This is a genomic window from Guptibacillus spartinae, assembly GCF_028610625.1.
Lineage (GTDB): Bacteria > Bacillota > Bacilli > Bacillales > Guptibacillaceae > Guptibacillus > Guptibacillus spartinae.
This window is the reverse complement of record NZ_JAQQWU010000006.1, coordinates 131270-156050: the sequence shown is the minus strand read 5'-3', so window position 1 is coordinate 156050 and position 24781 is coordinate 131270. Positions and strand designations below refer to the sequence as shown.

Sequence of the window (24781 nt, the reverse complement as noted above, 5' to 3'; positions counted from 1 at the left end):
CCATTAACTTTCAACATAGTGTATGCAAGGAGGAATACTTCGTGCGTAGCCTATTTATAGTTCTTTCGGATTTAATTCAAAACGGTCGGCAAGTAATGAAGTAAGATCTTCTGTCTCATGCGTCCGAAGTCGTCCCATCAACTGATCTACACCGTCTTTTGGGTCTTTATTATTGAAGAGCACCTCAAACAATACGGACGTGATTGGCATTTCCACGTTTTGCTTTTTCGCAAGGTGGTAAGCCGCTTTCGTCGTACGGACCCCTTCTACAACCATACCCATATTTTCAAGTACTTCATCTAAATTATTCCCTTTACCTAAAAGGTTACCAGCTCGCCAATTACGGCTATGTATGCTAGTACACGTTACAACAAGATCGCCAATCCCTGTTAACCCCATAAATGTAAGCGGATTTGCTCCCATTGCTGCCCCAAGTCGTGCAATCTCAGCTAACCCTCTTGTAATCAGGGCCGCTTTTGCATTGTCGCCATATCCAAGTCCATCAGACAAACCAGCACCAAGCGCAATAATATTTTTCAGTGCGCCTCCAAGTTCAACACCAATAATGTCATGATTCGTATATACACGGAAATTCGAGTTAATAAAAAGGTCTTGCACGTACTCAGCTTGATCCATGGATTTAGAAGAAGATGTAACTGTTGTTGGATGACGCAAACTTACTTCTTCAGCATGACTTGGTCCTGATAGAACAACAACTGATTTTCTTAAGGATTCAGGAATCTCTTCTTCAATTACTTCAGAAATTCGTTTAGACGTTTCGGGTTCAATTCCTTTACTGGCATGAATAAGCGTTACGGGTGCTGATAAGTATGTCTTAATTTCAGGAAGTACTTCTCGAAGCGCTTTCGTTGGTGTAACAAGCAAAATAGCTTCGGCATCTTTAACACTTTCTTCAAGTGAACTAGTAGCCTTAATCCCATTAGGAAGACTAATGCCAGGAAGATATTTGTTATTTGTATGTTTCTCGTTTACTTCCTCGGCAAGATCTGTTCTCCTTGCCCATAATGATACATCATGTTCATTATCTGCTAGTACAATTGCAAGAGCTGTCCCCCAGCTTCCTGCACCTACAACTGAAATTTTTGCCATTGAACTTCCTCCTTACTGCTCGACCTTCTGACCGAGCTTGCTCTCAGTACCAGTGAACAAACGTTTCACATTTGTACGATGACGCCAAACTGAAAGAATCGCTAGAATCGTCCCTAACAAAATATAAGATGTTGGATTTCCTCCAAGTAAGAAAATAAATGCCGGTGTTAATACGACAAAAATCAGGGAACCAAGTGAAACAAATCTTGTAATCACAATTGCAAAAATAGCGATAATTCCTGCATAAAGCGCTGGTAAGAACGCAATCGTTGCAAATACCCCAATCGTTGTTGCCACACCTTTTCCGCCTCGAAACCCAAAAAATATTGGCCAGTTATGACCTAAAATTGCACATATTCCTGCAAGGAAGGGAACAATTGGTTCACTAGTGAACCAATACCCTAACCATACAGCAAGTATGCCTTTTACCACATCAAGAGCAAGTACAGCTATAGCTGGCCCTGTTCCCAGCACTCGAAGTGTATTTGTCGCTCCTGCATTGCCGCTTCCGTGATCTCGTATGTCTATTTTTTTCACGATTTTTGCAATTAAATAACTAAAACTTATTGAACCGAGCAAGTACGCAGCAATGCAAATCAGGATCGCGATCATCTCATTTCCCCCTTTTTATTAGCAAGGTCCCCCAACGAAACAAGGCTTATTATTCGCTTTTTCTACGAGCAAGAATGCGTAAAGGCGTTCCTTTAAAACCAAACGTCTCACGAATACGATTTTCTAAGAAACGTCGATATGAAAAGTGAAGAAGTTCAGGATCATTAACAAATAAAACGATGGTAGGCGGCTTAACAGCCACTTGCGTCGCATAGTTAATTTTCAATCGCTTCCCATTATCTGTCGGTGTTGGGTTCATCGCAACTGAATCCATAATTAATTCATTCAATACATTTGTTTTCACACGTAATGCATGGTTCTCAGCTACTGTGTTCACAACAGGTAGTAACGTGTGAAGGCGTTGTTTCGTTTTTGCAGATAAGAACACTATCGGTGCATAGCTAAGGAACAAGAAATGATCACGAATTTTTTGTTCAAATTCACGCATTGTCTTATCATCTTTTTCAACAGCATCCCATTTGTTTACAACAATTACAACGGCTTTACCAGCTTCGTGAGCATAACCCGCTACCTTCTTATCCTGCTCGATAATCCCCTCTTCTCCATCAATAACGACTAAAACGACGTCAGAACGTTCAATCCCACGCATAGCTCGCAGAACACTGTACTTCTCAGTCGTTTCATAGATTTTTCCTCTTTTTCTCATTCCGGCCGTATCAATGATGACATAGTCCTGACCATCTCGCGTAAACATCGAATCGATCGCGTCACGTGTCGTTCCTGCGATATCACTTACAATGACACGTTCTTCACCTAAAATCGTATTAACTAGAGAGGATTTCCCTACGTTAGGACGACCAATCAATGAAAATTTAATGGTACCTTCATCATATTCTTCTTCATTCTCTTCAGGAAAAGACTTAAACACTTCATCTAGAAGATCGCCAAGCCCAAGTCCGTGAGAACCCGAAATACCAAATGGAGTACCAAAACCTAACGCATAAAAATCATAAATAAGCGTTTGCTGTTCTGGGTTATCTACTTTATTAACGGCAAGGACAACTGGTTTATTGGAACGATAAAGAATTTTTGCAACTTCTTCATCTGCGTTTGAGATCCCATCTCGTCCATTTACCATAAATATAATGACATCTGCTTCGTCAATGGCGATTTCTGCTTGGTAACGTATTTGGGAAAGAAACGGTTCATCACCGATCTCAATACCACCGGTATCAATGATATTAAATTCACGGTTCAGCCATTCTCCTGTACTATAAATGCGGTCTCTTGTTACTCCCGGAGTATCTTCTACGATCGACACTCTTTCTCCTACTATACGATTAAAAATGGTCGATTTCCCAACATTTGGTCGACCTACTATTGCAACAACTGGTTTTGTCATTTTATGCACGCCCTTTCTAAAAGACTATCTAAGCTTGAAACCAGAAAGTCGTGGACAAACTTTCCAGGAGTTCATGATAAAAACCCTCCTCTATAAGAAGGGTGTAGTCTTCGATAGCTTTTATATCTTATCAAAAAAGCAACCATTGAACAACAGAGGATCAAACGAAACTTCTCTAGACCCCTATAGAAAACTGTTAATGTTTTACGATAATATAAACACCATTGCTTAATTTATGCGCAATTCCATCCAAAATGGCTTCAAGATCAGCCGCTACTCCATCCATCTCTTCCTCAGATTCACATACAAAAACATTTGCACCTACTGGAGCCTTATTTATAGAAAGAGTTACGGTTGCGAGTATCGCTTTTTCTAATTTCACGATTCATCACTTTCCTTTTCCTTTGTTTCTGTTGGCATGCGAATCGCATTTTCTAACGTAGGCACCTGAGAAATCACTTTCATAGCAAGATTGACATTTTTGTTTTGAGGTAGAATAAATACCCCAATACGACCATCATCGAGATCGCGCTTAATTAGCGGCACAAGAGCTGGCGTTCCGGAATCTCGATAAACACCCATTGAAATAGCAAGGTCATGAAGGATCGCTTGTCTTTGTCCAAGATTTCCTATTGTCATTCTAGCATCAAAGTTTTTCGGTGAGATAATAAATCCCAATCCATGTTGCAAAATTTCTTTCTGCCTCGCAGGAATTCCAATGTTCATAATATAAATGTTATCAACATATAGCCCAGGGCCATCAAACGTCACTTCTTTTTGTTCAATCGTGGCGATTTTCCCTAATTTACTACCAGTCATGTATTTCTTCGCTACTAAAAATGCAAGAAAGGCAGCAATAAAACCCGCCCATACATTTAGAGCCAAATAAGCAAATGAAGTAACAAAGGAAATAAAGATAACTAAGTAGTTTCTTCCTTCAAATGTCACAGCAATCCCTTCAATGTATGATGCTCCTCTAGGAACAAGTTCAAGTGAATCCATTTCAGTAAGAGTTTTTCTTTCCATATTTCTCACTTCTCGAAATTGCGACGCTGCAAGCGTTAAAAAGGTTACGGCAGTAAACTCTTGTTCCATAATGGAAGGGACAACGAGGGCACCTAAGGAAGCGGCAATAAATCCAAGCGCTAGGTGAATAATCATTCCATGTGGGTATGTAGGGTATTGCCGATAGTCCGTACGAAACATATAGATTCTTGCGAGCGTACCTGCGATTACTCCAAATAATATTGGAATTGTATATTCATTCACGAATATCCCCGTCTTTCTTGATGTTTTTTCAAGAGCTTTTCAAGGTGAATCGTTACATTAACGAACCCTGACCATGCAACTGTGCTCATGATTGAAATAGCCATTATGTCTAGTGAAGCTAATTCTCCAATAAATCGATCAAACCCCATTCCTTTAAAAATCATTCCTAAAATCAATTCACCGTGCACGATGCTAAGAATGAGGAATGAGCAGCGTTCAACCGTACCACTGATCGTTAAATGAATGATGACAAGGAGAATAGCAGAAACCGCCCATTTTGTATATAAGAAAGTAAATACTGGATCATAAACGGAAAACAATTTGACCGCTGTAAAAGCCGCCGTTAGTGTAAGGAGAATAATAACGGCGTAAATTGTGTTAATGCGATATTTCATTAACAGAAAGTAACCTGTTGCTAGTGCAAGCAGCCAGATAGCTGACACGGTAAAATAAAAAAATTGTAACGTGACATGAATCAAACAAATCGCAAGTAAGAGCACGAATATGAATCGAGTACGCTTGCTGGATGCATTTTGGAAGAAGGCCGCAATAACCCAACCGATCCATGCAAACCACACAAAAATGATCCCATCCACCACTTCTCCTCCTCTCATTATGATCAGTATGGGATATTTTCATGATCGATAGACCAAAAATGCATAACTTTCAAACCTTTTTTTCATGATAAGAAGAGGTTCAATTGAAAGGAGGTTAAAGAATGGGGAAAGATCGCCAAGAAAAAAAGCTTAAGAAGTCTAAGCGCGTAGAGTCAGATCGTGATCAGTCTTTGGAGCTTGATGGGGCAACAATGTTAGAAGGCGCTTCCAATGCTAGAAAGCGTAATGGTCAGAAACCATAAAGAACGCCTATGCTTATGGCATACAAAAAAGCTCTCTGCATAAAGCAGAGAGCTTTTAGAAGTCATTATTTGTATTTTTTAAGCTGATCACCGATCATATCACCAAGTGAGAACGGAGCATTTCCATCGCTCTCTTTTTGATATTCTTCAACTTCGCTTGATACTTGATCCGTCTCAAGAACTTTAATGCTAAGTGAAATTCGTTTTTCATCGAGATTCACATCAAGTACTTTCACTCGAACGGTTTCACCCTCTGAAAGGACTTCCTGAGGTGTCCCAATATGTTTGTTTGAGATTTCTGAAATGTGAACAAGACCTTCAACGCCAGGAGCTACTTCAACAAATGCGCCAAAGCTAACTAAGCGTTTAACCGTACCTTCAATTTCATCTCCAGTACTAAGCTTGCCCTTCACTTCTTCCCACGGTCCTGGGAGTGTTTCTTTGATGGATAGTGAAATTCTTTCGTTGTCGCGATCAACAGAGAGGATTTTAACATTCACTTGCTGACCTTCTGTTACAACTTCAGACGGCGTTTCCACACGGTGGTGAGCCATCTGAGAGATGTGAACGAGTCCATCAACTCCACCGATATCGACAAATGCACCAAAATCAGTTAATCGTTGAACCGTTCCCTCTACAACTTGTCCTGCTTGAAGAGATGCGAGCGTTTCTTGTTTTTTATGATCCGCTTCTTGTTCAAGAACAGCGCGATGTGATAGAATCACTTTTGCTTTCTCTGGATCAAATTCAACAATTTTCACACTCAGGCTTTTACCTTTGTAGTCCGAGAAATCTTCTACGTAGTGTCTTTCTACAAGGGAAGCGGGAATAAATCCGCGAACACCAAGATCCACTACAAGACCACCCTTAACGACATCAGCAATCTCAACATCGAATGCCACAGAATTTTCATACTTCTCCTGCAATGCATCCCATGCCTGATCAGCTTCGACTGCTTTCTTAGAAAGCACAAGCTCATCTTCAGAAACTTTGATTACTTTAACTTCTATTTCATCACCTTCTGAGAGCACGTCGCTAACCTTTTCGACGTGAAGGCTTGACAGTTCGCTGATTGGCAGCACTCCATCAACTTTAAAACCAACATCGACTGATGCGTGTTTTTCTTCGACTTTAGAGATTTTTCCTGTCACCACATCTCCAACTTCGAATGATTTGAACTCAGTCATTTCCTGATTCATCTCTTCACCCATTGACAAACTCCTCCTTCAATCCAAAAGAAATAAAACTTTTCGATATGATTTATAAAAGTCTTTCACTTGTAGCGAAAGAAATTTATTGAAAAGTTAAGCACCCTTTCCTCTAACTTTCACTAAAAATGAGGGATTTGTCAAGTATCCCGACACATTTATTTAAATTTTTTAACAATATTGAATTATTTATGATGAATTTCAATCAAATCTTTAATTTCTTTCATAATTGCCTGCGTCGCTTTTTTTGCAGCTCCCTGCTCCTCACGTAAAGGCGAAAGGTCTACTGGTTTTCCATAAACGATCTTTAAACGACCAAATGGCTTATAAGATCCTTGAATCGCACATGGGACAACCGTTACTTCCGGACGAAGTGCAAAAAAGCCTGCTCCCGAAAGACCTTCACCAAGCTTACCATCTTTACTTCTCGTCCCCTCAGGAAACAATCCAACAACGCCACCATCTTTAAGAATCTTCATTCCGCTTCGCAGCGCTTGTTTATCGCTCATTCCTCGTTTAACTGGAAAAGCTCCAACTTTTTCGATCAATTTCCCGAGAACAGGAATAGAAAACAATTCTGATTTGGCCATGAAGTGAACATCTCTTGGAAACATGGCTCCAACAAGTGGAGGATCAAGGTTATTAATATGATTTGAACAGAGGAGAATCCCTTTATCTTTCGGAATGTTCTCTCTTCCCACCACCGTTACGCGATTAAATAGTTTAAAATATGCGTGAAACAAACCCTTACCGACACCGTATAAACTCACGTGATCAAGCCCTTTCTTTCGCTAGTTGTAAAATATGATCCACAACTTCTAAGATTGTCATAGTTGTCGTGTCAATTTCAATCGCATCACTTGCTTTTACAAGAGGGGCTACTTCTCGTTCGGTATCACGCTTATCTCTTAATGCTATTTCTTCTTTGATCTGTTCATAATTTGCTTCTATCCCATTATCAACAAGCTCTTTATAGCGTCGTGAAGCTCTTTCTTCAACTGAAGCGCTCAAGAAAACTTTCAGCTCAGACTTAGGAAGAACGTGTGTCCCGATATCACGACCATCCATCACGACCCCACCACGTTCTGCGAGTAATTTTTGACGCTTAACCATTTCTTCTCTAACTTCACTTTGTCTTGCTACAAACGAAACATTGTTCGTTACATGTGAAGATCGAATTTCAGTTGTCACGTTACGATGATCGATTAATACAAGCTGTTCTTTCTCGCCAACTTGTAGGTCGATGACCGTTTTGTCCAACAATAATTTAAGTGAGGGACCATCTTCTAAATCAACATTTTTTTCAATCGCTTTAAACGTTAATGCGCGATACATGGCGCCTGTATCAATGTAGAGAAAAGATAGGTAATCGGCTACTTTTCTTGCTACTGTGCTTTTACCAGCGCCAGCAGGTCCATCAATAGCTATATTTATTCGTTTGTTCATCGTCTTCTTGCCTCCAAATTCCATTCAATCAAAACAGTTAATTGACAACTTAACGTACAAAAAAAGCAGGGTATCCTGCTTTCTTTGTACGACCGAAATGTCTTATTTATCATAACATAAGACATTTTATCGGTCTATTGACGCTTGATTAATGGAGGCAAATCCTTCAATACACCTTCATAGTAGATGGCCTTGCTAAGATAAATCCTGTATTCTTCTTGCGCTAACAAGACCTGAGAGGCTATTAGAAACAAAAAGTGAATGACGATCAGTTTTATTAGCAGTTTTTCGACTCTCGCCATTCCTTCACCCCGCTTAGGCCGTATCATAATTCATTTCAGTTCCGTCCATCTTTTCGACTCTTTCTTCTCTTCCATTTTCCGCATTAATGAAAATCCGATACGTTTCTTTTTCAATCGTACCCATAAATTCATAACATAATACTTCTTCACCAATATCATTTCGAATAACGCCTAACCCCTGGTCCATGATTTGAACATTTGGATTCACTTGATCTAATGCTTCATCTCTAGAAATAGTTGGAGTGAGGAGAGACCTTTCATGGTGGTTGGTTAAATATTCTTGTGATTCATATCCAGCAATATCACCATTATCTAACGCCACTTTAATATGAACGGCATCTGGATAAATGGAAACATCATCTTGTTGATAAACAAATGTAAAAACACCCATTCGATCATACTGGCTACTTTCTGAAATAGTCATATTCGTAATGTCATGCTTTTTCAAGAAAGCTCTTGCTTGATCTGCTGCTTCATTTAAGCTTAACTTTTGCTCACCGATTTCTCTGTCCATTAGAATCCAAATTGGATTGGCACCCTTTTGTGTCACATCAAGATTTGTTGACGATTTTTTGTCTTTGTTCTCAATCGATACACTATAAGCTTTATAATTTGATTCATTGCCAGTCGCTGTAATATCTATCTTGGCTTTAGGATCGATATCCAAAAAATCAATGACGTGTTTTTTCGCTTCCTCTTCACTAAGCTTCTTTCCCTTAATGTTTTTATCAAGGTTCTCTTTTTTCGCATTAAGATGAGTGACCTCTGGTCCCCAGTTTACCTCGCTATATCCTTCTACTTGTTTGTCAACCGTTTTGAATCCATCAATGATCGTATTATCCTGTGGTTGCCCTTCTGAAGCCAGAGCAAGCTCTACATCCATCCAGCGAAGATTATGATCAATCACCATGGCCTGAACTTTCCGTAATTCGTTTTTTATGTCATTTGAATGGCTGTGCAAATTTTTTAACGTCTCATATTCTTCATCTGATAAGGGGTTTTCATCCAAGTCTCGAACCGCAACGCGGTAACTAAATGAACCAATATTCGTCAAAAACTCTTCTGTTTTATTAAAAGGCAGAAGGGTTAACGGGAGCTGACCGACATCATTTTGTGCTTCGGAAGTTAAGCGCCATACTTCAGCTAGCGCTGGTGATAAACTACCTCTTGAATTCATCGCTAGCGTAGATCCAATTTTCTCTTCAAGCGCATCCATATGAAAATTCAAATCGTGAAATGCACGTTGATACGTATTTTCTGCATTAATTAATACAGCATTTTTTTCCTGATGCTCTTTGTAACCCCAATAACTTGTGCCGATAACACCAACTGCAAGTACACCGATCAGTATTGAACGAATCAATCAAACCACCTCCATTATTCACAGAATATATGTTTTCCAATTTGCTTAATTTGCGGTCTGGTCCAAATCCAACCTGATGTAGCGGTGTTTGGATTAAAATAATAGAGTGCTTCACCCGTTGGATCCCAACCGTTTATCGCATCAATGACAGCTTCTTTTGCCTTTTCATTCGGCGATAACCATATTTGACCGTCCGATACAGCCGTGAACGCGCGAGGCTCGAAAATAACTCCTGATACCGTATTCGGAAACGATGCGCTCTGGACGCGGTTCAATATGACGGCCGCAACAGCAACTTGGCCCTCGTAAGGCTCACCACGTGACTCTCCATAAACCGCATTAGCAAGAAGCTTGATATCGTTTTGAGAATAGCCTGAAGGCACGTTTTTAGCTTGTACATTTGTGTCTTTTGGCTTACTTTTGTTTGGTTGTGAGCTACCAGGACTTTTTGCACCCTGACTAGAGTCATATTTCGTCGTCTTAGCTAATTTCGCCTTCATCTCAGGTCCAACAAGTCCGTCAACATCCATTCCAAATTCATATTGAAAATTCCTTACGGCCCAATAGGTTCCCCATCCAAAAACACCGTCAACATTTCCGGTATAAAAACCGATGTACTTCAACCGGGTTTGTAATTCAATAACATCAGTTCCCGTCGCACCCTTTTGAATGATTTGATTTGAAAATGCACCTGCTTCATTTTCTCCATCTAAAACCATGATAAGCGGTGCACATATTAAGCCGATTACCAAAGGGATTTTCAGAATACTAAATGCCTTTCTCATGCAGTGAACCTCCCTGATCATTCTGATTTCACATGTGTAGTTTTTGTAACGGAAGGTATTTTATACAATTGAAGCGTTAGCCTTAGAATTAGTGGCACCTCACTTTTTCTCAATAACAAAAAAAGATGCCAAATTGGCATCTTTTTTAAGGCTAACTATGAAATTGGCATATTTTCTTTCGTTTGCATTAATTCTGCCTGGTTATGATTAGCAGCTTTAATTTTACGTAAACCTATAAACCATAGAATGAGCACAAAAGGAATCATGAGATAGATCGTATTACTATTTACTTGAAGAACTAAAAAATTATACGTCCCATGAAAAATAAATGGAATGAACAACGAAAGAGCAATCCATTTCCCAATTTTATTCTGTAGTGAAAACTTCCCTCTACCTAAATACGAGCCCATTATTAAGCCAAACAAGGCGTGACTTGACACTGGTAAAAGCGCTCGCCACCAAGCTTCCTGAATCCCAAATGCAAACAAGTAGAATACATTTTCTATTGATGCAAATCCTAATGAGATTGCTACGCCATAGACAATACCATCATAAAAATCACTAAACTCTATATGGATATAAACTGTAAAATAGAAAATAAACCATTTCAAGAATTCTTCCAAAAGCCCAGACATGATGAAAGCCTGACTGAATGGTGATTGCAAAAAATTCTCAACTTCAAAACCATGCTGAATGACCATTACAGGAAACACGAGCATGGCACCAAATACAAAGCTTCGAACAACCGGACCAATTGGCTCGGATTCATATTGATGCTGTTTAAGATAAAAAAAACAAAGAAGCGCAATGCCTGGTGCTATTCCAGCAGTTATGGCTGCTAACATAGGCTTTCCCCATTTCTATCCTGCACCTCTTATACTAGCAGGTTCAGTCATACCTATACTTTTATAATCGTATCATGTTACTTTATTTAAGGAAACAATAATTAGGAAAATGATGAGGTGAAGCTATGAGTAAACTATTGATTATCCATACCGGAGGAACCATTGCTATGGAGGAAAACAAAGAATCAGGGGCTGTTAGTCCAGGTAAAGAAAACCCATTAAATGCAACACTTACCCAATTATTAACGGGAGATGATGTGGTGATTGACGATTTTATCAACATCCCCTCTCCTCATATGACGCCTGAAATGATGTTTGCTATCGCAGAAAGAATTGAAAATAAAATAAAAGAAGAACCCATTCAAGGCATTGTGATTACCCATGGTACCGATACACTAGAGGAAACAGCCTATCTATTAGATCTGGTACTTCAAACGGATCTGCCAGTTGTTGTTACAGGCGCCATGCGGTCAAGTAACGAACTTGGTTCTGATGGACCTTATAATTTACTTTCCTCTATAAAAGTTGCTTTATGCCAGGAAGCAAAGGGGAAAGGTGTCCTTGTAGTGCTTAATGATGAAATACATACGGCAAAAAACGTGACGAAAACCCACACGAGTAATGTGTCCACTTTTCAAAGTCCCCAATACGGCCCAATTGGCATCGTAACAAAACAAAGAGTGTTCTTTCACCATACATTAACAGTCAGAGACCGCTATCATATCTCCGGATTAACGAAAAAAGTAATGCTTCTAAAGGCATATGCTGGAATGGATTCAAAATTACTTATTGCAGTAGCTGAGCTTGGCATTGATGGGATCGTGATAGAGGCACTGGGACAGGGTAATTTACCCCCTGATATGATGGACGGAATAAAGTACCTTAGAGCGAAAGGAATCGCAATTGTGATGGTTTCTCGCTGTTTTAATGGCATCGTTCAAGATGTGTATGGATATAAAGGTGGAGGAAAGCATTTAAAAGAGCATGGTGTCATCTTTTCGAACGGCTTAAATGGACAAAAAGCCCGCTTAAAGTTACTCGTCACACTTGAAGCGACGGAAGATGATAGAGAATTGCACAACTTTTTTCTCAGATAGTTCCTATTTAGGGTGTTATTCACAAAAAACCTACCTTAATTGGTAGGTTTTTTTGCTTTCTTAATCACTGATTGAGCAATCATTGCGCCGTGTAACCTTCCATTTTCAATGAAGATTTCATTTGCATTGTTCCCAGCTGCAATCACCCCTGCAATATAGCAATTTTCCACATTAGTTTCCATTGTATCTGAATTAAAAGTAGGACGACCACTTTTTTGATCAATCTGTATACCAATCTTAGTAAGGAACGAATGATCGGGATGATAGCCGGTCATAGCGAATACAAAATCATTGGGGATGGTTTTTTCTTCTCCCAAGACTTCATAAACAATTTCTTTTTCTCTCACTTCAACTAGGGATGCGTCAAATTCCATTATTACCTTATTGTTTCTCACTAACGCTTCAAATTCTGGTAAAATCCATGGTTTTACACTCTTAGAATAGTCTGATCCACGATAGAGGACGGTAACTCGAGCTCCTGCTTTTTCAAGTTCTAAAGTTGCATCTACAGCAGAATTTTTTCCTCCGATAACCACAACATCCTGATCAAAATAAGGATGTGGTTCTTTAAAATAATGCAAGACCTTATCTAGATCTTCCCCTCTGATCCCCATATAATTCGGGCTATCGTAATAACCGGTAGCTATAATTAAATGTTCAGCACGGTAGGTCATTTTTTTAGATTCATGTACTTTTTCAGTTTCGATGATGAAAACATCATTTTCCTTTGTAATGACGTTTGCTTTCTCAAAAGAATGAATTCGCAAATCTTTTCGCTTCGCCACGTCACGGTAATAAGCAAGCGCCTGGTTGCGCTTAGGTTTTCGTTCTTCAATGATAAAAGGTACTTCACCAATTTCAAGCTTCTCACTTGAACTAAAGAAAGTTTGGTGCGTAGGATAATGATAAATGGCATTGACGATATTCCCCTTTTCAATAAGTAGGGGGTCATACCCTTTATTCATTAATTCAATTGCTGCAGACATGCCACATGGCCCAGCACCAATAATGACAATTTGTTCTTCTCTCATTTCTCTCACTCCCGAACCACTCCATAAGAAATAGACCATTTCTTTTTATTATTCTACTCAGTACGATAAAAAAATTCCCTACCTGAATGATAGGGAATTTTTTTCGGAAAGGCAACTATTTATATCCAGCCTCTAAAACGGGAAGCCTCAGCCATTTTCCTAACGCCGACCATATAAGCAGAAAGTCTCATATCCACTCGACGAGTTTCTGATGTTCTGTAAATCGAATTAAATGCGTTAACCATAACTTTTTCAAGTTTAGCTTCGACTTCTTCTTCTGTCCAATAGTAACCCTGATTGTTTTGAACCCACTCAAAATAAGAAACGGTTACTCCACCAGAACTAGCTAGTACATCGGGAACGAGTAAAATGCCTCTATCCGTTAAGATCTTGGTCGCTTCGATTGTCGTAGGACCATTTGCTGCTTCTACCACAATGCTTGCCTTTATGTTATGTGCATTTTCTTCAGTAATTTGATTTTCGATCGCTGCTGGAACAAGAATATCACAATCAAGCTCTAGTAACTCCTGATTACTAATCGTTTCTTTAAAGAGCTTCGTTACTGTACCAAAACTGTCACGGCGATCTAATAAATAATCAATATCTAGACCTTCAGGATCATGTAAAGCCCCGTATGCATCCGAAATGCCTACAATTTTTGCTCCAGCATCATGCATAAACTTCGCAAGAAAGCTACCTGCATTCCCAAATCCTTGAATAACGACACGTGCACCTTCTATTTTAATATCTTTTTTCTTAGCCGCTTCACGAATACAAATCGTCACACCTTTTGCAGTTGCAGATTCGCGTCCGTGAGACCCTCCTAGGACTAATGGCTTACCGGTAATAAAGCCAGGAGAATCAAATTCTCTTATGCGACTATACTCATCCATCATCCATGCCATAATTTGAGAATTTGTAAATACGTCCGGTGCTGGAATATCTTTCGTTGGTCCAACAATTTGACTTATCGCCCGTACATAACCACGACTTAAACGTTCTAATTCTCTAAATGACATTTCACGAGGATCACAGATGATCCCCCCCTTACCACCGCCATATGGAAGATCCACAATTCCAGCTTTTAAACTCATCCACACAGAAAGTGCTTTCACTTCAGTTTCTGTAACATCCGGGTGAAAGCGAACGCCCCCTTTAGTAGGACCTACTGAATCATTGTGTTGTGCACGATATCCTGTAAATATTTTAATAGAGCCATCATCCATTCGAATTGGAATCCGAACCGTCATTAATCGCATTGGTTCTTTCAATAATTCATACACTTCATTCGGGTAGCCTAATTTGTCTAGCGCTTCGTGAATGACCGATTGCGTCGACTCTAATACGTTCCGCTTCTTTTTGTTTCCTTGTCCATTATCTGTTTCGTTTTTGTCGACCATTGCTATACCTCCCATTACTGTGCACTTACTCTGCTGTTTTTGTTTAGTTAATACAAATAGCCTATTTCAATTTAATTGGAAAACGTCTCATGTTGTTTATAGAATGTTCTATTGCTCTGCTTTCAAAACATAGTATACACGTTTAAGTAAGCTATGAGAAGGCATTCATACCACATTTATGCAAATTGTTCCACAGCTTTGAAAACGCTTACTTTTAGAAACGCTATTCTTAAGCGAAATACAAGTAAGACCCCACGTTTGTGAGGTCTCGTATCATTATTTCTTTAAGCCTAATTGAATTAAGCTTTCAATCATTTGCTCATAAGAGTATCCAATTTCTTTCGCAGCATCCGGGAATAAACTAGTCGGTGTCATGCCAGGTAGCGTGTTCACTTCAAGAAATACTGGTGCGGATCCATCTTTTGGTACGATATAATCTACACGTGAATACGTATCACAACCAAGTAATTCATGTGCAACAACAGATTGATTCTGAATGAGTTCAGTAAATGTTTTAGAGATCCGCGCGGGAACGATGTGTTCACTTCCTCCTTCTGCGTATTTCGACTCATAATCGTAGTAAGCATTCTTGGGAACGATTTCCACAACGGGAAGTGGTTTTACTTCTCCCTTTGAACCCATCACGGCAACTGTTACTTCTGTACCAGAAATAAACTCTTCCAGAATCACTGTATCATCGAAACGAAAGGCTTCTTCGATCCCTTTTTGAAGCTCTTCTTCCGAGTGAGCGATCGTTAATCCTATTGTCGATCCCTCGCTATTAGGCTTCACTACAACAGGATAACCAAATGGTAAATTCATTGATTGAAGATCATCTGATTTATGGAGAACGAGATCCTGTGCAAGTCGAATTCCGGAATCTTTTAATACTTTTTTGCTTTTAGCTTTATCCATTGCAACGGCTGATCCAAGAACTCCCGATCCCACATATGGAATTTTCAACATGTCAAGAAGTCCTTGAATTCTTCCATCTTCTCCATATTTACCATGAAGACCAATAAACACAATATCAACATCAAGCTCCATCACTTCAGACAATCGTTCAGGATGAAAGTCTACACCTACGACTTCATGACCATTTTCTTTTAAAGCTTTCATAATTCCTTTACCGCTAGATAGGGAAACTTCTCTTTCCGCAGAAGTTCCTCCATAAAGTACTCCAATTTTCATAAGCTATACCTCCTGGGCTACTTTTATGTATGTCATTATATTCGATTGTTAATCGAGTGGAACTTAACAAAAACTCTACTCATCATACCATGTTTTTCGATAGCTATGTGATTCGGAATGACCATCTTCAAGTAATATCATTGGAAAAAAGGTAATGGTCTTTTGTATACTTGCCATAATCTAATATGAAAGGAAATGTCTTTATGTCTCGTACATTCATGTTTATTTTTGCTCACCCTGATGATGAAAGTTTTACTTGCGGGGGGACATTAATCGAATTAGCTAAAGCAAATGATACAAAAACAATTTTATACAGTGCTACACCTGGTGATGCAGGCAAGTGTGGAGAACCACCTCTTTGTCAAGCCGATGAGCTGGCTGAAGTTAGAAAAAAAGAATTGGAAGAAGCCGCCAATCTACTTGGAATTGATGAACTCCATATTGGGGATTATCATGACGGGAAATTAAATCAGCTTCCTCATAATGAGCTCAAGAACGATGTGTTAAAACGTATTGAGGCTATTCAACCTGATGTTGTAATCACATTCCCACCTCATGGCTTGTCAGGTCACCCTGACCATAAAGCCATCCAGCTTGCAACACTTCAAGCTGTAAAAGAAACAAAGGTTGTTAAGGAGTTGTATTACGCTACATTCCCTCAATCATTAGCTGATGAAACAGGAAATCCAGCATATGCTGATCCAGATGACTCCATCACTTTGATTAAATCTTTCTCAAGTGACCATTTAAAACCTGTTAGAAAAGCACTTATCGCTCATCGTACTCAGCATCTATCCGTTGAACGCGTTTTTCCGACCATTTATAATGAAACCGAATTTATGAAATTTAATAATAAAGAATATTTCATTAAAGCATGGCAGAATCCCAACTATTCCTCTAGTTCAATGCTTGATTAACTAACAAAACCTCCCGAGCGGGAGGTTTTGTTAGTTGAAATAATGATTTAACTGTTCAATCGCAGTTGATTGCATAATTGGCTTACCATACTCCATCACACGATAACTTGTAATGGTTGAAGGATTCCCGAATTCAGCAAGTAATGCAACAAGAGAATCTAACTCAAAATCCGCAAATTCCTCTTCATCGAATTTAAGGTAAAATTGTGATTGGAAGGAGTAGAGTGTACCACCTTCAATCCCTACATTGATTAACCTTTTAGAAAGATCAATGACATCCTCGAAGGATCGAAATTCGTAAAAGACTTCGTCGCTTTCATCAAGAGTTACCTGCATTTCAATGTATTCATCATTATAATCATCTTCAAACTCACTCTCGGCAGAACCTTTAGTGACAATAACCACCATTCCTTGAGCAGGAAGAGAAAATACTTCTACCGCAATTGGACCATCAACTTTAAAGCCGAGTTCATCATCTGCTTCCATAATCATCTCACGAAAAAGCCTATGGACTTTCGGTACGTCCTGCCAAAGCTCTTCTTTTGTAATTCCACGTTCGTTTAAATCATCATAAGTTAGAAAGATTTTTATTTTATCATAAGTTAAACGTTCAAGACGCATCTATTTCCCCCCTACCGTCTGTCACCCGCAATTCCTTTGTTCATACTATATGTGATAAGTCAAAGATGGTTCATGGTTGACGATATTCTTCTAGTTTACACTGTAAAAGGGAGCTTAGACAAGTCATGACACCTATACACTAAGTTGTCAGCTTTTGAATTTTATCTTTAATCCACACATCCCATTCTTCTTTGTTATTTCCAACGAAAAACGGCTCATAGGCTTGTCTCTTTTCACCACGCAAATGCCCAATTGCAGCTCCGCCCACACCTATGGTTAAATCCGAGAAACGCTGATCTAGACGATCAACGAGCTCGAGACACCTTGGTAAATTAGCCATTAGCGTACAAGATAAAAACAAAATTTTGGGATCTGTATCTTCTACAACTGTTTCAATATCATCCTCTGGAATGCTTGAACCAAGATAGATGACTTCAAACCCTTTACGTCTTAAATAAAGGGTGAATATTAACAAACCAAGTTCGTGATACTCTCCTGAAGAACAAACCGCCATTACTTTTGGTAGGTAACCATCCACAGGAAGTGTGTGGAAAATCATACCAATTCTAGACCTTAGAAAAGCACTTGTAAAATGTTCATGAGCGATCGTGATTTTCTCATTTTCCCATAAATCACCCACCCTGACGAGAAGTTGAGCAAGGATATCGTGCACGACCTTATCAATACTAAAGACAGAAAATGCCTGGTTAAGTAAATCTTGCGCTTTATTCTCATCAAATGCTAATAGTGCTTCTAAAATTTCATCGGCTAGTATATGAGCTCGATCTCTTTCCAAATCTTCTCCCATACTATCTGTATCCGTTGAATCGTTCCCGTTTTCAAGGAGTTCCACAGCTTGACTTATGGTAAATCCCTGCTCTGTTTTTTGGACAAGCCATTTTAGAATAGACATATGCTCTTCCGAATAAAGACGATGACCTGCCTCATTTCTTATCGGAGAAATAATATTATAACGTCTTTCCCATGCCCTTAAGGTCCCTGGTTGTATACCCAATTTTTTTGAGACCGCTTTTATATTATACTTACCTGCAGACATCGTCATCTTCCCCTCTAATACAGCCTTTATCACACCTAGTATAAGGGGTGAATGATGTTTGTGTAAACTTTGTATAAGCAATTCGCTGTTTTTTTGTATTTATTTCCTTTTTAATATAAAAATATGAGTTTCCGCCGGAGCCATTAGTCTCAGAGGCAAGGTTGTTGTACCATATCCATTACTAATTACAACCGTCGTCCCCTTCACTTGTTTTATGCCACCTTTTTCTCGGATTCCCCATCCTAAAAGTCGAATTTGGCCTCCGTGAGTGTGCCCTGAAAGGATCAGTTGTACGCCACTATTGTCAGGCCAATTTTGTTTAATGTCCGGATTATGACTAATTAGGATTTTCGTTTCTTCCGTTGCTTCTTTCAGAGCATCTTCAAGTGAAGCATTATCTGTAGATAAATCATCAATTCCAAGTAAGCTAATCTTATCCTTCCCACTACGGAGTTTGATTGCTCGATTAGTTAGAATTCGTATACCTTCTTCATTTAGGAGAAGCTCAAGATGATTGGGGTCTTCTTCATAATCATTATTGCCCCAAACAAAATAACATGGCGCGATCGCACGTAATGCTTTCATATTTTGGCGTACTTTCGAAAACGAAACTCCTTTTTCCATAACATCTCCACCAATGACCACAATGTCGACCTGATTTTTCACTTTTTCCAACACTTTATTCGAGATGACACGATTATGAATGTCTGAAATAAAAAAAATGCGATACGACTCGAAACTTTCTGGTAAATTGCTGATCTCAATCTCTTTCGTGATCACTCTGTTTAAATGCGCCTCTATCCACATGTAAATGAATAGCAATACCCCAATTAAAACGACCCCAAATAAATAAATCATGTCTCATTACTCCTCTGAAAACGCTTCAATTCTCTTGCTGCTCTTATATTAGCAGTTAAAGCTCCATAAATAGTGGCCATTACTAGAGATGCAAGAGATAGCCAAATATTCGTTTCAAACATTACCCAATAAACACCAATTAATAAACTTCCTTCTACCAACAAAGTGGTGCGGTGAGCTTTATTTTTTATTCCTAATGCAAGAAATGCCTCGACATGTTCTCTAATTACGCGGGCTACGAGAAGAAAACCAAACAAAAAACAAAGTGCTCCAAACCCATAACGACCACTGTTTAACATCAGGTCAGTAAAAGTCATGCTTCTAAAATTCAAGTTGCTTTCTGCTAAAAAAAGCAAACCAAATATCGCGATCATCCTTATCAGTAGAAGCGGCATAGTAAAACCCCCCACTCTAACTTATGTAAGAGTAGGAGGCTTTATGGGTATTAATCACTCATACTTCTTTTATATCTAGAACTTTAAATCCATTTTGTTCAAGTTTCGCAATAAACTGATCAATGTTTTCCTTCTTTTCAATCTTCATAACAATTCTTCTTACATTCTGATTCGATTCATCGAATGTAGACAGTGAAATGATATTTTCATGAAAACTTTTTGCTATTTTTGCTAGTCTGGCAATCCGTCCTTCTGTTTCTGAGGAGGCAAAAGCAATTCTTATGCCTGGCTTACGCATGCCAAAAGCACTTTGAAATTGATCAAGTATATCCGACCGCGTTATGATTCCTATAAAATTCTCATTTTGATCAACTACAGCAACTAAGGGAGCGTTTTTTGCTAACAACAGAGTGTTTTCAAACACTTCTTCTTGATCTACCGTGACTTCTTTTTGGTATGCAATTTCACCAGCACTTGTTTCAGACAGGAATTTCTGCTTATCTGTCATATCACTCTTAAAGAAAGCTTTATAAATACGATTAAACGTTACAATTCCAACGTACTTTGTTCCTTTAACTACCGGCACACCGTCAATTTCACGTTCTTTTAATAATTTTAATGTTTCATCCAACTTTGTGTCATCATTCACATAAACAGTTTCTCGAATTGGTTTCATTGCGCTTCGTACGTACATTACTATCACCTCTTTGTAAAATCACTACACTTAATTAATACCACATTTTCAAGATAATATCCTTCTAAAATAAAAATTAATGATGAAATGGATCGTTTTCTTCCGTAAATTGTGCTTTTAAATTTCTTGAAGATTCAGTCTTTTTGAGGTAAGATTGAGATATAACCAGACCATTTTGGAACGGAAACAATAAAACGGAGATGATGGATCATGATAAACAAACTGAAAACCAAATCACTATTAGGAAGTGAGGATTTGGATTACAATCGTCGTTTAGGTATGCCCGTCGAAGTTTTCTGCCCAAAATTAAAAGATACTGTTGCCTTTGGAAAAATCGAGATGTTTGGTGAAGATGGACTTTCTATAAATGGAAACAACTTCCAAATTGAACAGTATCTCTTCTTTGGCTGTCCTGAGCAAAGATAACATTTATTTATAATATAGATTAATGTCATATGTCTCTTTTAAATAATCAAAGACATCATGACGACTTTCCCACTGTTTTTGATCTTTAAATAGTTCATCGCTACGATCGATAATCTCCAGTCTTAAAGACTCAAACTCATCCTCCGCTTTCTTGCTTTTTTTTGAATACTTCCTTAACTGAAAATAAGTGATTACACCGCTAATTATTAACATGATCGGTAGCGATCTCATAGAAAGCTCACTTATAAAAAAAGATGTACTATGATCTAACTCGTACCAAACTACCCCGCCCATGGCAAGTAATATAAAAGCAAGAAAATATCCATAAGTTTGTGACTTTGCTTTATATTGTTTTTCAGAGTTCTTTCTTTCCACTAATTCTTGTAATAGCACAATGGTTACTTTAGACTGTTGCGGAAGTTTCCATTCTTTTAGCGCGTCCACTTTCTCCCCCCCTTTAGTTGAGACTAGTTTATGCATCAACTAGTCTAGTTACGACTGGGGGGGCCAATCAATTTTCAAAGAAAGTAGGAATACAGTAGGAAGAGCGCAACCATCCCAATAAAAAGAAGAGCGAGTACTCGAATTAGCGTGAAGGAAGGGGATTCCCGTCCTTCACTATCCTTACGTCGAGACTGCTTTTTTTTTGTGCTTTTATTTCGGTGGTATTCCTTTCTAGAAGGCAAAGGGCTTTCGCTTTTCATTAAACTCACCTTTCATGATGTAATGACATACGCGCTTTCTTTTTTATGAAACAACCCATGATAAAATCAATTAAAAAATGTGCTGTGATCGTTGAAAGTAAGTTTCCAGTTACTTCATATAAAATACCAATTAAAAAACTAATTCCAACCACAGAGATAAATAAGACTGGTTTAGAAAGATAACGAACATGGATAAACGCAAATAACAAGCTTGAAAAGATTAACCCAAAGTATGTTTGAATGACACCTCGAAATAACAATTCTTCACTAAATGAAATAATAGCTGACAGTATAAAAATATGAGAAACAGAAAGACGAGAAAAAATCCGTTCATTAATTCCTCCATCATCCAACATTTCTTCAGAGAGTAGATGCATAAGCAAAAGATCAATTCCAATAACAAGAAAGGCTGTTCCTCCACCTAGAACAATGATCTCGATCCAGGAAAATTCAATTAATTCCAGAAAAAAAACTATATCTCGAAATAGTAAAGAACCAACTAATGCTGCTAGGAGAAGCAAAATCCCCTGAGTTAAATATACATTTAGTAAAAGTTCTCGATCTGTTAATTGTTTCACTGCTTCAGCCTGTCGATTTCTCACCGTGGTCCTCCTTGCTTACGGTAAGCAAGCGCCTCAATTCACTTCCCCAATCCACTCCATGTTGAGTGGTAGGCTGTAATTGAGATTTACTTCCTTTATATCGTTGAAGGTCTAGCCCACAATAATCACAGCAGATATCCACCTGATGATTGGATTCTCCAAACCTCTCTAATAAACCTTTCCTTCTGCACTGCTTTTCTTCTAGCCAGCTTTTAAATCGAAACCATTTGAGAAGCTTTGCTTTTCGATGTTGTTCAGTGGCTGATTGTATTTTTTTAAAACTGACCTCTACTTCAAATGATTGAATCTGTTTATTTTGGACAATCCCTAGTCCTTCTAGCTGATGAAGCAAATAACGCCATGCCGTTTCGGTAAAACCAAACCGATCTCCTTCACGTTCAAGCTGAAAACTGGAGTATGCTGTTCCTACTCTACCTGAAAAGTCTCGTAACACTTCTTCTACTTCTTGTTCCTTAGGGAGTTCTGAATCAATAAAAGAAAGTGGTAAAAACTCATCTTCTTCTGTATACAAGTGAATCGCGATGGATGGAAGTTGATCTCTTCCAGCACGACCTATTTCTTGCAAATAGCTCTCAATAGTAGAAGGTGGATGAAAATGAATCACAAACCGGATATTACTTTTGTTAATTCCCATTCCAAAAGCATTAGTAGAACAAATAATCGTTAGTTCATCATTTAAAAACTGTTGTTGAATTAAAAGACGATCTTCCTGTTCCATTCCTGCATGATATGCTGCACTTTCTCCACCCTCATCACTTAAGGCTTTCGCTAACTTATCTGCCCAACTTCGACTTGAAAAGTAAATAATCCCTGGACCTTTGAGTTCAAGTGCATATTTCTTAACCGCCTGGACCTTTGTTTCAAGAGAAGAATGTTTTTCAAGCTTAATTGCAATATTAGGGCGATCGACACTATGTACGTGAATAGCCGGATTGCGCATATTTAATTGATGAAGAATATCACGACGAACATCTTCGGTAGCTGTAGCGGTAAGAGCAAGAATTGGCGGATCACCAAACGCTTCTCGTATTTCTCCAAGCTTTAAATAGTCCGTTCTAAAGTCATGTCCCCATTGAGAGATACAGTGTGCTTCATCCACCACCATTAATTCGATATTTATTTTCTTTAATGATTGGAAAACAAATTTATTTTGAAGAATTTCTGGTGATACAAAGATAAACGAATAATAGGATAGATTCTTTAGAATATCGATTCTTTTTTCATAATCTAGAAAACCATTTAATGCGATAACCCGCTTTTCCCCTCTCGCTTTAAGTTGTTGAACTTGATCTTCCATTAATGACACGAGCGGGGAAACGATAAGAATGGGAGAAATCCCCGTATAATACGGTAGTTGATAACATAGCGATTTCCCTGCTCCTGTAGGAAGCATTGCGAAAACGTCTCTTTTGTTAAGTACGTCCATAATAATTTGTTCCTGGCCAAAACGAAACTCTCGGTAGCCAAAATGTTTAAATAATAAATCTGTTAACGGCATTAAATCCCTTCTTTGCAAAGAGTTAATCGGATTTCAAAATAGGTATATTGATCTTTCACATAGTTCTTTATCAATTTTAATCGCTGGCTATTGATCTCTTTACTAGCTAAGCGAATTTCCTCTTGAGCCTGTGGGTCAACAAATGCATCAATAGAGAAATCAGGGACATTTATCGCTATTTCCACAACGTGATCCTCAATGGTGCTTCTTTTAAGTCGTCGAAAGTCAGCGATTTGCTCCATTGTCATACCAGATTCTATCAGTTTATACGTTTGCTTTGTTGATAAAGTTAACGGTAGCTCACCACCTACTCCTTCTATCATTGATGTAAGAATAGGGAATTGAGATGAGTGGTCACGAACTAACTTCAGAAAAGCATGAATGACGCTTTGAAAACGTATCGATGTCTCTTCGTAGCTGATCTTTTGCATATCCGCTAGTTGACTAATCGTTAAACCCGTTCTTTCTCTGCCGCTAAGCCTCATGACAAACAAACAGGCGTCACGATCTGGTATTTTTTTAAGAATCGTTTCCATTTCTTGAAACAGCTTTTCTGCAACGAGCAGTCGCTTTTCTTTAGTGCCTGGGAAATGTTTTTTTACCCAGTTTTGAATTGTTTCATCTTTACTAATTGGATAAAAGCTCATGTTATCATGTATTGAATAAGAAAGGCTTTGTATGAATAAACTAAGCCGTTGCCAGTATACATCACTTATCTGATGGTATTGCCAGCCTGCTAAATATTCTGGTAAAGGGTTTGAGTCCAAAAAAGAAGTTACTATTTCTCTCCCACTTGATGTAATGATGTAACCCTCATGTTCATTTGGTTTAATTAAACCGTCCTGTTGAAGAGAGAACACATGGTGGTCAAGCTTAGCCCGCTTTAACTTCTTTAGAACCCCAAAGAACTGTCCTATATTAAAAAGCTTTCCATCCTGAATCGTTTGAGAAGATTTCTTTCCAGTTAGAAGATGGTAAACAGCTGATAGTGAACGTTCTCCCTTAAACCGGTCAAAAATATATAATAGCACAACGTCAAAATATTGCATGAATCCATCACCTATTTCCTTCCCCATTATTGTATCAAATTTTTTCATTAGTTTACTT

The 24781-nt window shown here is 38.5% G+C and carries 29 protein-coding genes; 4 read left to right on the top strand and 25 right to left on the bottom strand.

Translation table 11 applies throughout. The features are described from left to right. Positions 1–54: 54 nt before the first annotated feature. The 6 genes from PQ511_RS12595 to PQ511_RS12570 form a co-directional block, all read right to left on the bottom strand. Positions 55–1110: an NAD(P)H-dependent glycerol-3-phosphate dehydrogenase gene (locus tag PQ511_RS12595; RefSeq protein ID WP_273852254.1), complete on the bottom strand. Its 1056-nt coding sequence runs from the start codon at positions 1108–1110 to the stop codon at positions 55–57. A 12-nt stretch (positions 1111–1122) separates the two neighbouring features. After that, entirely contained in the window at positions 1123–1722 is a 600-nt protein-coding gene (gene plsY, locus PQ511_RS12590; protein ID WP_273852253.1) for a glycerol-3-phosphate 1-O-acyltransferase PlsY, read from the bottom strand. Positions 1723–1771: 49 nt separating this feature from the next. Further along, a complete protein-coding gene (der, locus tag PQ511_RS12585) occupies positions 1772–3085 on the bottom strand; it encodes a ribosome biogenesis GTPase Der (RefSeq protein WP_226657405.1) in 1314 nt (437 codons plus the stop codon). A gap of 196 nt (positions 3086–3281) precedes the next feature. Continuing rightward, positions 3282–3467 (bottom strand): capping complex subunit for YIEGIA, encoded by a 186-nt coding sequence (locus PQ511_RS12580; protein WP_273852252.1) that lies wholly within the window; start codon positions 3465–3467, stop codon positions 3282–3284. Continuing rightward, entirely contained in the window at positions 3464–4354 is an 891-nt protein-coding gene (locus PQ511_RS12575; RefSeq protein WP_273852251.1) for a YIEGIA family protein, read from the bottom strand. Before PQ511_RS12575 ends, PQ511_RS12580 begins: the two co-directional genes overlap by 4 nt. Then, positions 4351–4950, bottom strand: coding sequence for a YphA family membrane protein (locus PQ511_RS12570; protein ID WP_273852250.1), 600 nt, complete (start codon positions 4948–4950; stop codon positions 4351–4353). Before PQ511_RS12570 ends, PQ511_RS12575 begins: the two co-directional genes overlap by 4 nt. A 122-nt stretch (positions 4951–5072) precedes the next feature. Between PQ511_RS12570 and PQ511_RS12565 the strand changes: the two genes are divergently transcribed. After that, positions 5073–5213, top strand: coding sequence for a YpzI family protein (locus tag PQ511_RS12565; RefSeq protein WP_273852249.1), 141 nt, complete (start codon positions 5073–5075; stop codon positions 5211–5213). Positions 5214–5278: 65 nt separating this feature from the next. Here the strand turns inward: PQ511_RS12565 and rpsA are convergent, their stop codons facing one another. The 7 genes from rpsA to prsW form a co-directional block, all read right to left on the bottom strand. Beyond that, positions 5279–6424: a 30S ribosomal protein S1 gene (gene rpsA / locus PQ511_RS12560; RefSeq protein ID WP_273852248.1), complete on the bottom strand. Its 1146-nt coding sequence runs from the start codon at positions 6422–6424 to the stop codon at positions 5279–5281. Positions 6425–6606: 182 nt separating this feature from the next. After that, complete coding sequence (locus PQ511_RS12555; RefSeq protein ID WP_273852247.1) at positions 6607–7191, bottom strand: lysophospholipid acyltransferase family protein; 585 nt, start codon at positions 7189–7191, stop codon at positions 6607–6609. Positions 7192–7195: 4 nt separating this feature from the next. Beyond that, the gene (gene cmk / locus PQ511_RS12550; RefSeq protein WP_273852246.1) at positions 7196–7867 is read right to left on the bottom strand and encodes a (d)CMP kinase; all 672 of its coding nucleotides are present in this window, start codon (positions 7865–7867) and stop codon (positions 7196–7198) included. A gap of 134 nt (positions 7868–8001) precedes the next feature. After that, positions 8002–8169, bottom strand: coding sequence for a DUF5359 family protein (locus PQ511_RS12545; RefSeq protein ID WP_273852245.1), 168 nt, complete (start codon positions 8167–8169; stop codon positions 8002–8004). A 13-nt stretch (positions 8170–8182) separates the two neighbouring features. Beyond that, the gene (ypeB, locus tag PQ511_RS12540; RefSeq protein ID WP_273852244.1) at positions 8183–9532 is read right to left on the bottom strand and encodes a germination protein YpeB; all 1350 of its coding nucleotides are present in this window, start codon (positions 9530–9532) and stop codon (positions 8183–8185) included. Between the two features lie 14 nt (positions 9533–9546). Then, positions 9547–10251: a spore cortex-lytic enzyme gene (sleB, locus tag PQ511_RS12535; RefSeq protein ID WP_273852343.1), complete on the bottom strand. Its 705-nt coding sequence runs from the start codon at positions 10249–10251 to the stop codon at positions 9547–9549. Between the two features lie 221 nt (positions 10252–10472). Beyond that, positions 10473–11162, bottom strand: coding sequence for a glutamic-type intramembrane protease PrsW (prsW, locus tag PQ511_RS12530; protein WP_273852243.1), 690 nt, complete (start codon positions 11160–11162; stop codon positions 10473–10475). A 125-nt stretch (positions 11163–11287) separates the two neighbouring features. Here prsW and PQ511_RS12525 point away from each other — a divergent pair, with 125 nt between their 5' ends. Continuing rightward, complete coding sequence (locus PQ511_RS12525) at positions 11288–12259, top strand: asparaginase (protein ID WP_273852242.1); 972 nt, start codon at positions 11288–11290, stop codon at positions 12257–12259. 35 nt (positions 12260–12294) lie between these two features. Here the strand turns inward: PQ511_RS12525 and PQ511_RS12520 are convergent, their stop codons facing one another. The 3 genes from PQ511_RS12520 to PQ511_RS12510 form a co-directional block, all read right to left on the bottom strand. Continuing rightward, positions 12295–13290, bottom strand: coding sequence for a YpdA family putative bacillithiol disulfide reductase (locus tag PQ511_RS12520; RefSeq protein ID WP_273852241.1), 996 nt, complete (start codon positions 13288–13290; stop codon positions 12295–12297). Positions 13291–13409: 119 nt separating this feature from the next. After that, entirely contained in the window at positions 13410–14690 is a 1281-nt protein-coding gene (locus tag PQ511_RS12515; protein WP_273852240.1) for a Glu/Leu/Phe/Val family dehydrogenase, read from the bottom strand. Positions 14691–14966: 276 nt separating this feature from the next. Next, positions 14967–15881, bottom strand: a complete 915-nt coding sequence (locus PQ511_RS12510) for a D-alanine--D-alanine ligase family protein (protein ID WP_273852239.1) — start codon at positions 15879–15881, stop codon at positions 14967–14969. 203 nt (positions 15882–16084) lie between these two features. Between PQ511_RS12510 and PQ511_RS12505 the strand changes: the two genes are divergently transcribed. Then, on the top strand, positions 16085–16798 hold the full coding sequence (locus PQ511_RS12505) for a PIG-L deacetylase family protein (RefSeq protein WP_273852238.1): 714 nt from the start codon (positions 16085–16087) through the stop codon (positions 16796–16798). Between the two features lie 30 nt (positions 16799–16828). Here PQ511_RS12505 and PQ511_RS12500 read toward each other — a convergent pair whose 3' ends face one another. The 5 genes from PQ511_RS12500 to PQ511_RS12480 all read right to left on the bottom strand — a co-directional run bounded on the left by PQ511_RS12500 (position 16829) and on the right by PQ511_RS12480 (position 20423). Continuing rightward, the gene (locus tag PQ511_RS12500; protein ID WP_273852237.1) at positions 16829–17419 is read right to left on the bottom strand and encodes a genetic competence negative regulator; all 591 of its coding nucleotides are present in this window, start codon (positions 17417–17419) and stop codon (positions 16829–16831) included. 139 nt (positions 17420–17558) lie between these two features. Continuing rightward, a complete protein-coding gene (locus PQ511_RS12495) occupies positions 17559–18482 on the bottom strand; it encodes a MerR family transcriptional regulator (protein WP_273852236.1) in 924 nt (307 codons plus the stop codon). Between the two features lie 93 nt (positions 18483–18575). Further along, positions 18576–19334, bottom strand: a complete 759-nt coding sequence (locus tag PQ511_RS12490) for a metallophosphoesterase (RefSeq protein WP_273852235.1) — start codon at positions 19332–19334, stop codon at positions 18576–18578. Continuing rightward, on the bottom strand, positions 19331–19729 hold the full coding sequence (locus tag PQ511_RS12485) for a hypothetical protein (protein ID WP_273852234.1): 399 nt from the start codon (positions 19727–19729) through the stop codon (positions 19331–19333). Before PQ511_RS12485 ends, PQ511_RS12490 begins: the two co-directional genes overlap by 4 nt. Before the next feature lie 58 nt (positions 19730–19787). Further along, positions 19788–20423, bottom strand: a complete 636-nt coding sequence (locus PQ511_RS12480; RefSeq protein WP_273852233.1) for a CBS domain-containing protein — start codon at positions 20421–20423, stop codon at positions 19788–19790. 210 nt (positions 20424–20633) lie between these two features. Here PQ511_RS12480 and PQ511_RS12475 point away from each other — a divergent pair, with 210 nt between their 5' ends. Next, positions 20634–20849, top strand: coding sequence for a hypothetical protein (locus PQ511_RS12475; protein ID WP_273852232.1), 216 nt, complete (start codon positions 20634–20636; stop codon positions 20847–20849). A 3-nt stretch (positions 20850–20852) separates the two neighbouring features. Here PQ511_RS12475 and PQ511_RS12470 read toward each other — a convergent pair whose 3' ends face one another. The 4 genes from PQ511_RS12470 to PQ511_RS12455 all read right to left on the bottom strand — a co-directional run bounded on the left by PQ511_RS12470 (position 20853) and on the right by PQ511_RS12455 (position 24771). Continuing rightward, positions 20853–21293 carry a DUF2663 family protein gene (locus PQ511_RS12470; protein ID WP_273852231.1) on the bottom strand — a complete coding sequence of 147 codons (441 nt, stop codon included), beginning with the start codon at positions 21291–21293 and terminating at the stop codon, positions 20853–20855. Between the two features lie 265 nt (positions 21294–21558). Next, positions 21559–22155: a CPBP family intramembrane glutamic endopeptidase gene (locus tag PQ511_RS12465; protein ID WP_273852230.1), complete on the bottom strand. Its 597-nt coding sequence runs from the start codon at positions 22153–22155 to the stop codon at positions 21559–21561. Continuing rightward, positions 22136–23674 carry a RecQ family ATP-dependent DNA helicase gene (locus PQ511_RS12460; protein ID WP_273852229.1) on the bottom strand — a complete coding sequence of 513 codons (1539 nt, stop codon included), beginning with the start codon at positions 23672–23674 and terminating at the stop codon, positions 22136–22138. The genes PQ511_RS12465 and PQ511_RS12460 overlap by 20 nt, the downstream gene beginning before the upstream one ends. Continuing rightward, a complete protein-coding gene (locus PQ511_RS12455; protein WP_273852228.1) occupies positions 23674–24771 on the bottom strand; it encodes a YpbB family protein in 1098 nt (365 codons plus the stop codon). The genes PQ511_RS12460 and PQ511_RS12455 overlap by 1 nt, the downstream gene beginning before the upstream one ends. Between the last annotated feature and the right edge of the window lie 10 nt (positions 24772–24781).

Coding starts and splice junctions, on each gene's coding strand:
- PQ511_RS12515 (WP_273852240.1), bottom strand. CDS start 14,690: ATGGTCGACAAAAACGAAACAGATAATGGACAAGGAAACAAAAAGAAG.
- PQ511_RS12595 (WP_273852254.1), bottom strand. CDS start 1,110: ATGGCAAAAATTTCAGTTGTAGGTGCAGGAAGCTGGGGGACAGCTCTT.
- prsW (WP_273852243.1), bottom strand. CDS start 11,162: ATGTTAGCAGCCATAACTGCTGGAATAGCACCAGGCATTGCGCTTCTT.
- PQ511_RS12565 (WP_273852249.1), top strand. CDS start 5,073: ATGGGGAAAGATCGCCAAGAAAAAAAGCTTAAGAAGTCTAAGCGCGTA.
- PQ511_RS12500 (WP_273852237.1), bottom strand. CDS start 17,419: ATGCGTCTTGAACGTTTAACTTATGATAAAATAAAAATCTTTCTAACT.
- PQ511_RS12505 (WP_273852238.1), top strand. CDS start 16,085: ATGTCTCGTACATTCATGTTTATTTTTGCTCACCCTGATGATGAAAGT.
- PQ511_RS12525 (WP_273852242.1), top strand. CDS start 11,288: ATGAGTAAACTATTGATTATCCATACCGGAGGAACCATTGCTATGGAG.
- plsY (WP_273852253.1), bottom strand. CDS start 1,722: ATGATCGCGATCCTGATTTGCATTGCTGCGTACTTGCTCGGTTCAATA.
- cmk (WP_273852246.1), bottom strand. CDS start 7,867: ATGAACAAACGAATAAATATAGCTATTGATGGACCTGCTGGCGCTGGT.
- PQ511_RS12545 (WP_273852245.1), bottom strand. CDS start 8,169: ATGGCGAGAGTCGAAAAACTGCTAATAAAACTGATCGTCATTCACTTT.
- PQ511_RS12495 (WP_273852236.1), bottom strand. CDS start 18,482: ATGACGATGTCTGCAGGTAAGTATAATATAAAAGCGGTCTCAAAAAAA.
- PQ511_RS12490 (WP_273852235.1), bottom strand. CDS start 19,334: ATGATTTATTTATTTGGGGTCGTTTTAATTGGGGTATTGCTATTCATT.
- rpsA (WP_273852248.1), bottom strand. CDS start 6,424: ATGGGTGAAGAGATGAATCAGGAAATGACTGAGTTCAAATCATTCGAA.
- PQ511_RS12480 (WP_273852233.1), bottom strand. CDS start 20,423: ATGTACGTACGAAGCGCAATGAAACCAATTCGAGAAACTGTTTATGTG.
- der (WP_226657405.1), bottom strand. CDS start 3,085: ATGACAAAACCAGTTGTTGCAATAGTAGGTCGACCAAATGTTGGGAAA.
- PQ511_RS12455 (WP_273852228.1), bottom strand. CDS start 24,771: ATGAAAAAATTTGATACAATAATGGGGAAGGAAATAGGTGATGGATTC.
- PQ511_RS12485 (WP_273852234.1), bottom strand. CDS start 19,729: ATGCCGCTTCTACTGATAAGGATGATCGCGATATTTGGTTTGCTTTTT.
- PQ511_RS12475 (WP_273852232.1), top strand. CDS start 20,634: ATGATAAACAAACTGAAAACCAAATCACTATTAGGAAGTGAGGATTTG.
- sleB (WP_273852343.1), bottom strand. CDS start 10,251: ATGGTTTTAGATGGAGAAAATGAAGCAGGTGCATTTTCAAATCAAATC.
- PQ511_RS12460 (WP_273852229.1), bottom strand. CDS start 23,674: ATGCCGTTAACAGATTTATTATTTAAACATTTTGGCTACCGAGAGTTT.
- PQ511_RS12520 (WP_273852241.1), bottom strand. CDS start 13,290: ATGAGAGAAGAACAAATTGTCATTATTGGTGCTGGGCCATGTGGCATG.
- PQ511_RS12510 (WP_273852239.1), bottom strand. CDS start 15,881: ATGAAAATTGGAGTACTTTATGGAGGAACTTCTGCGGAAAGAGAAGTT.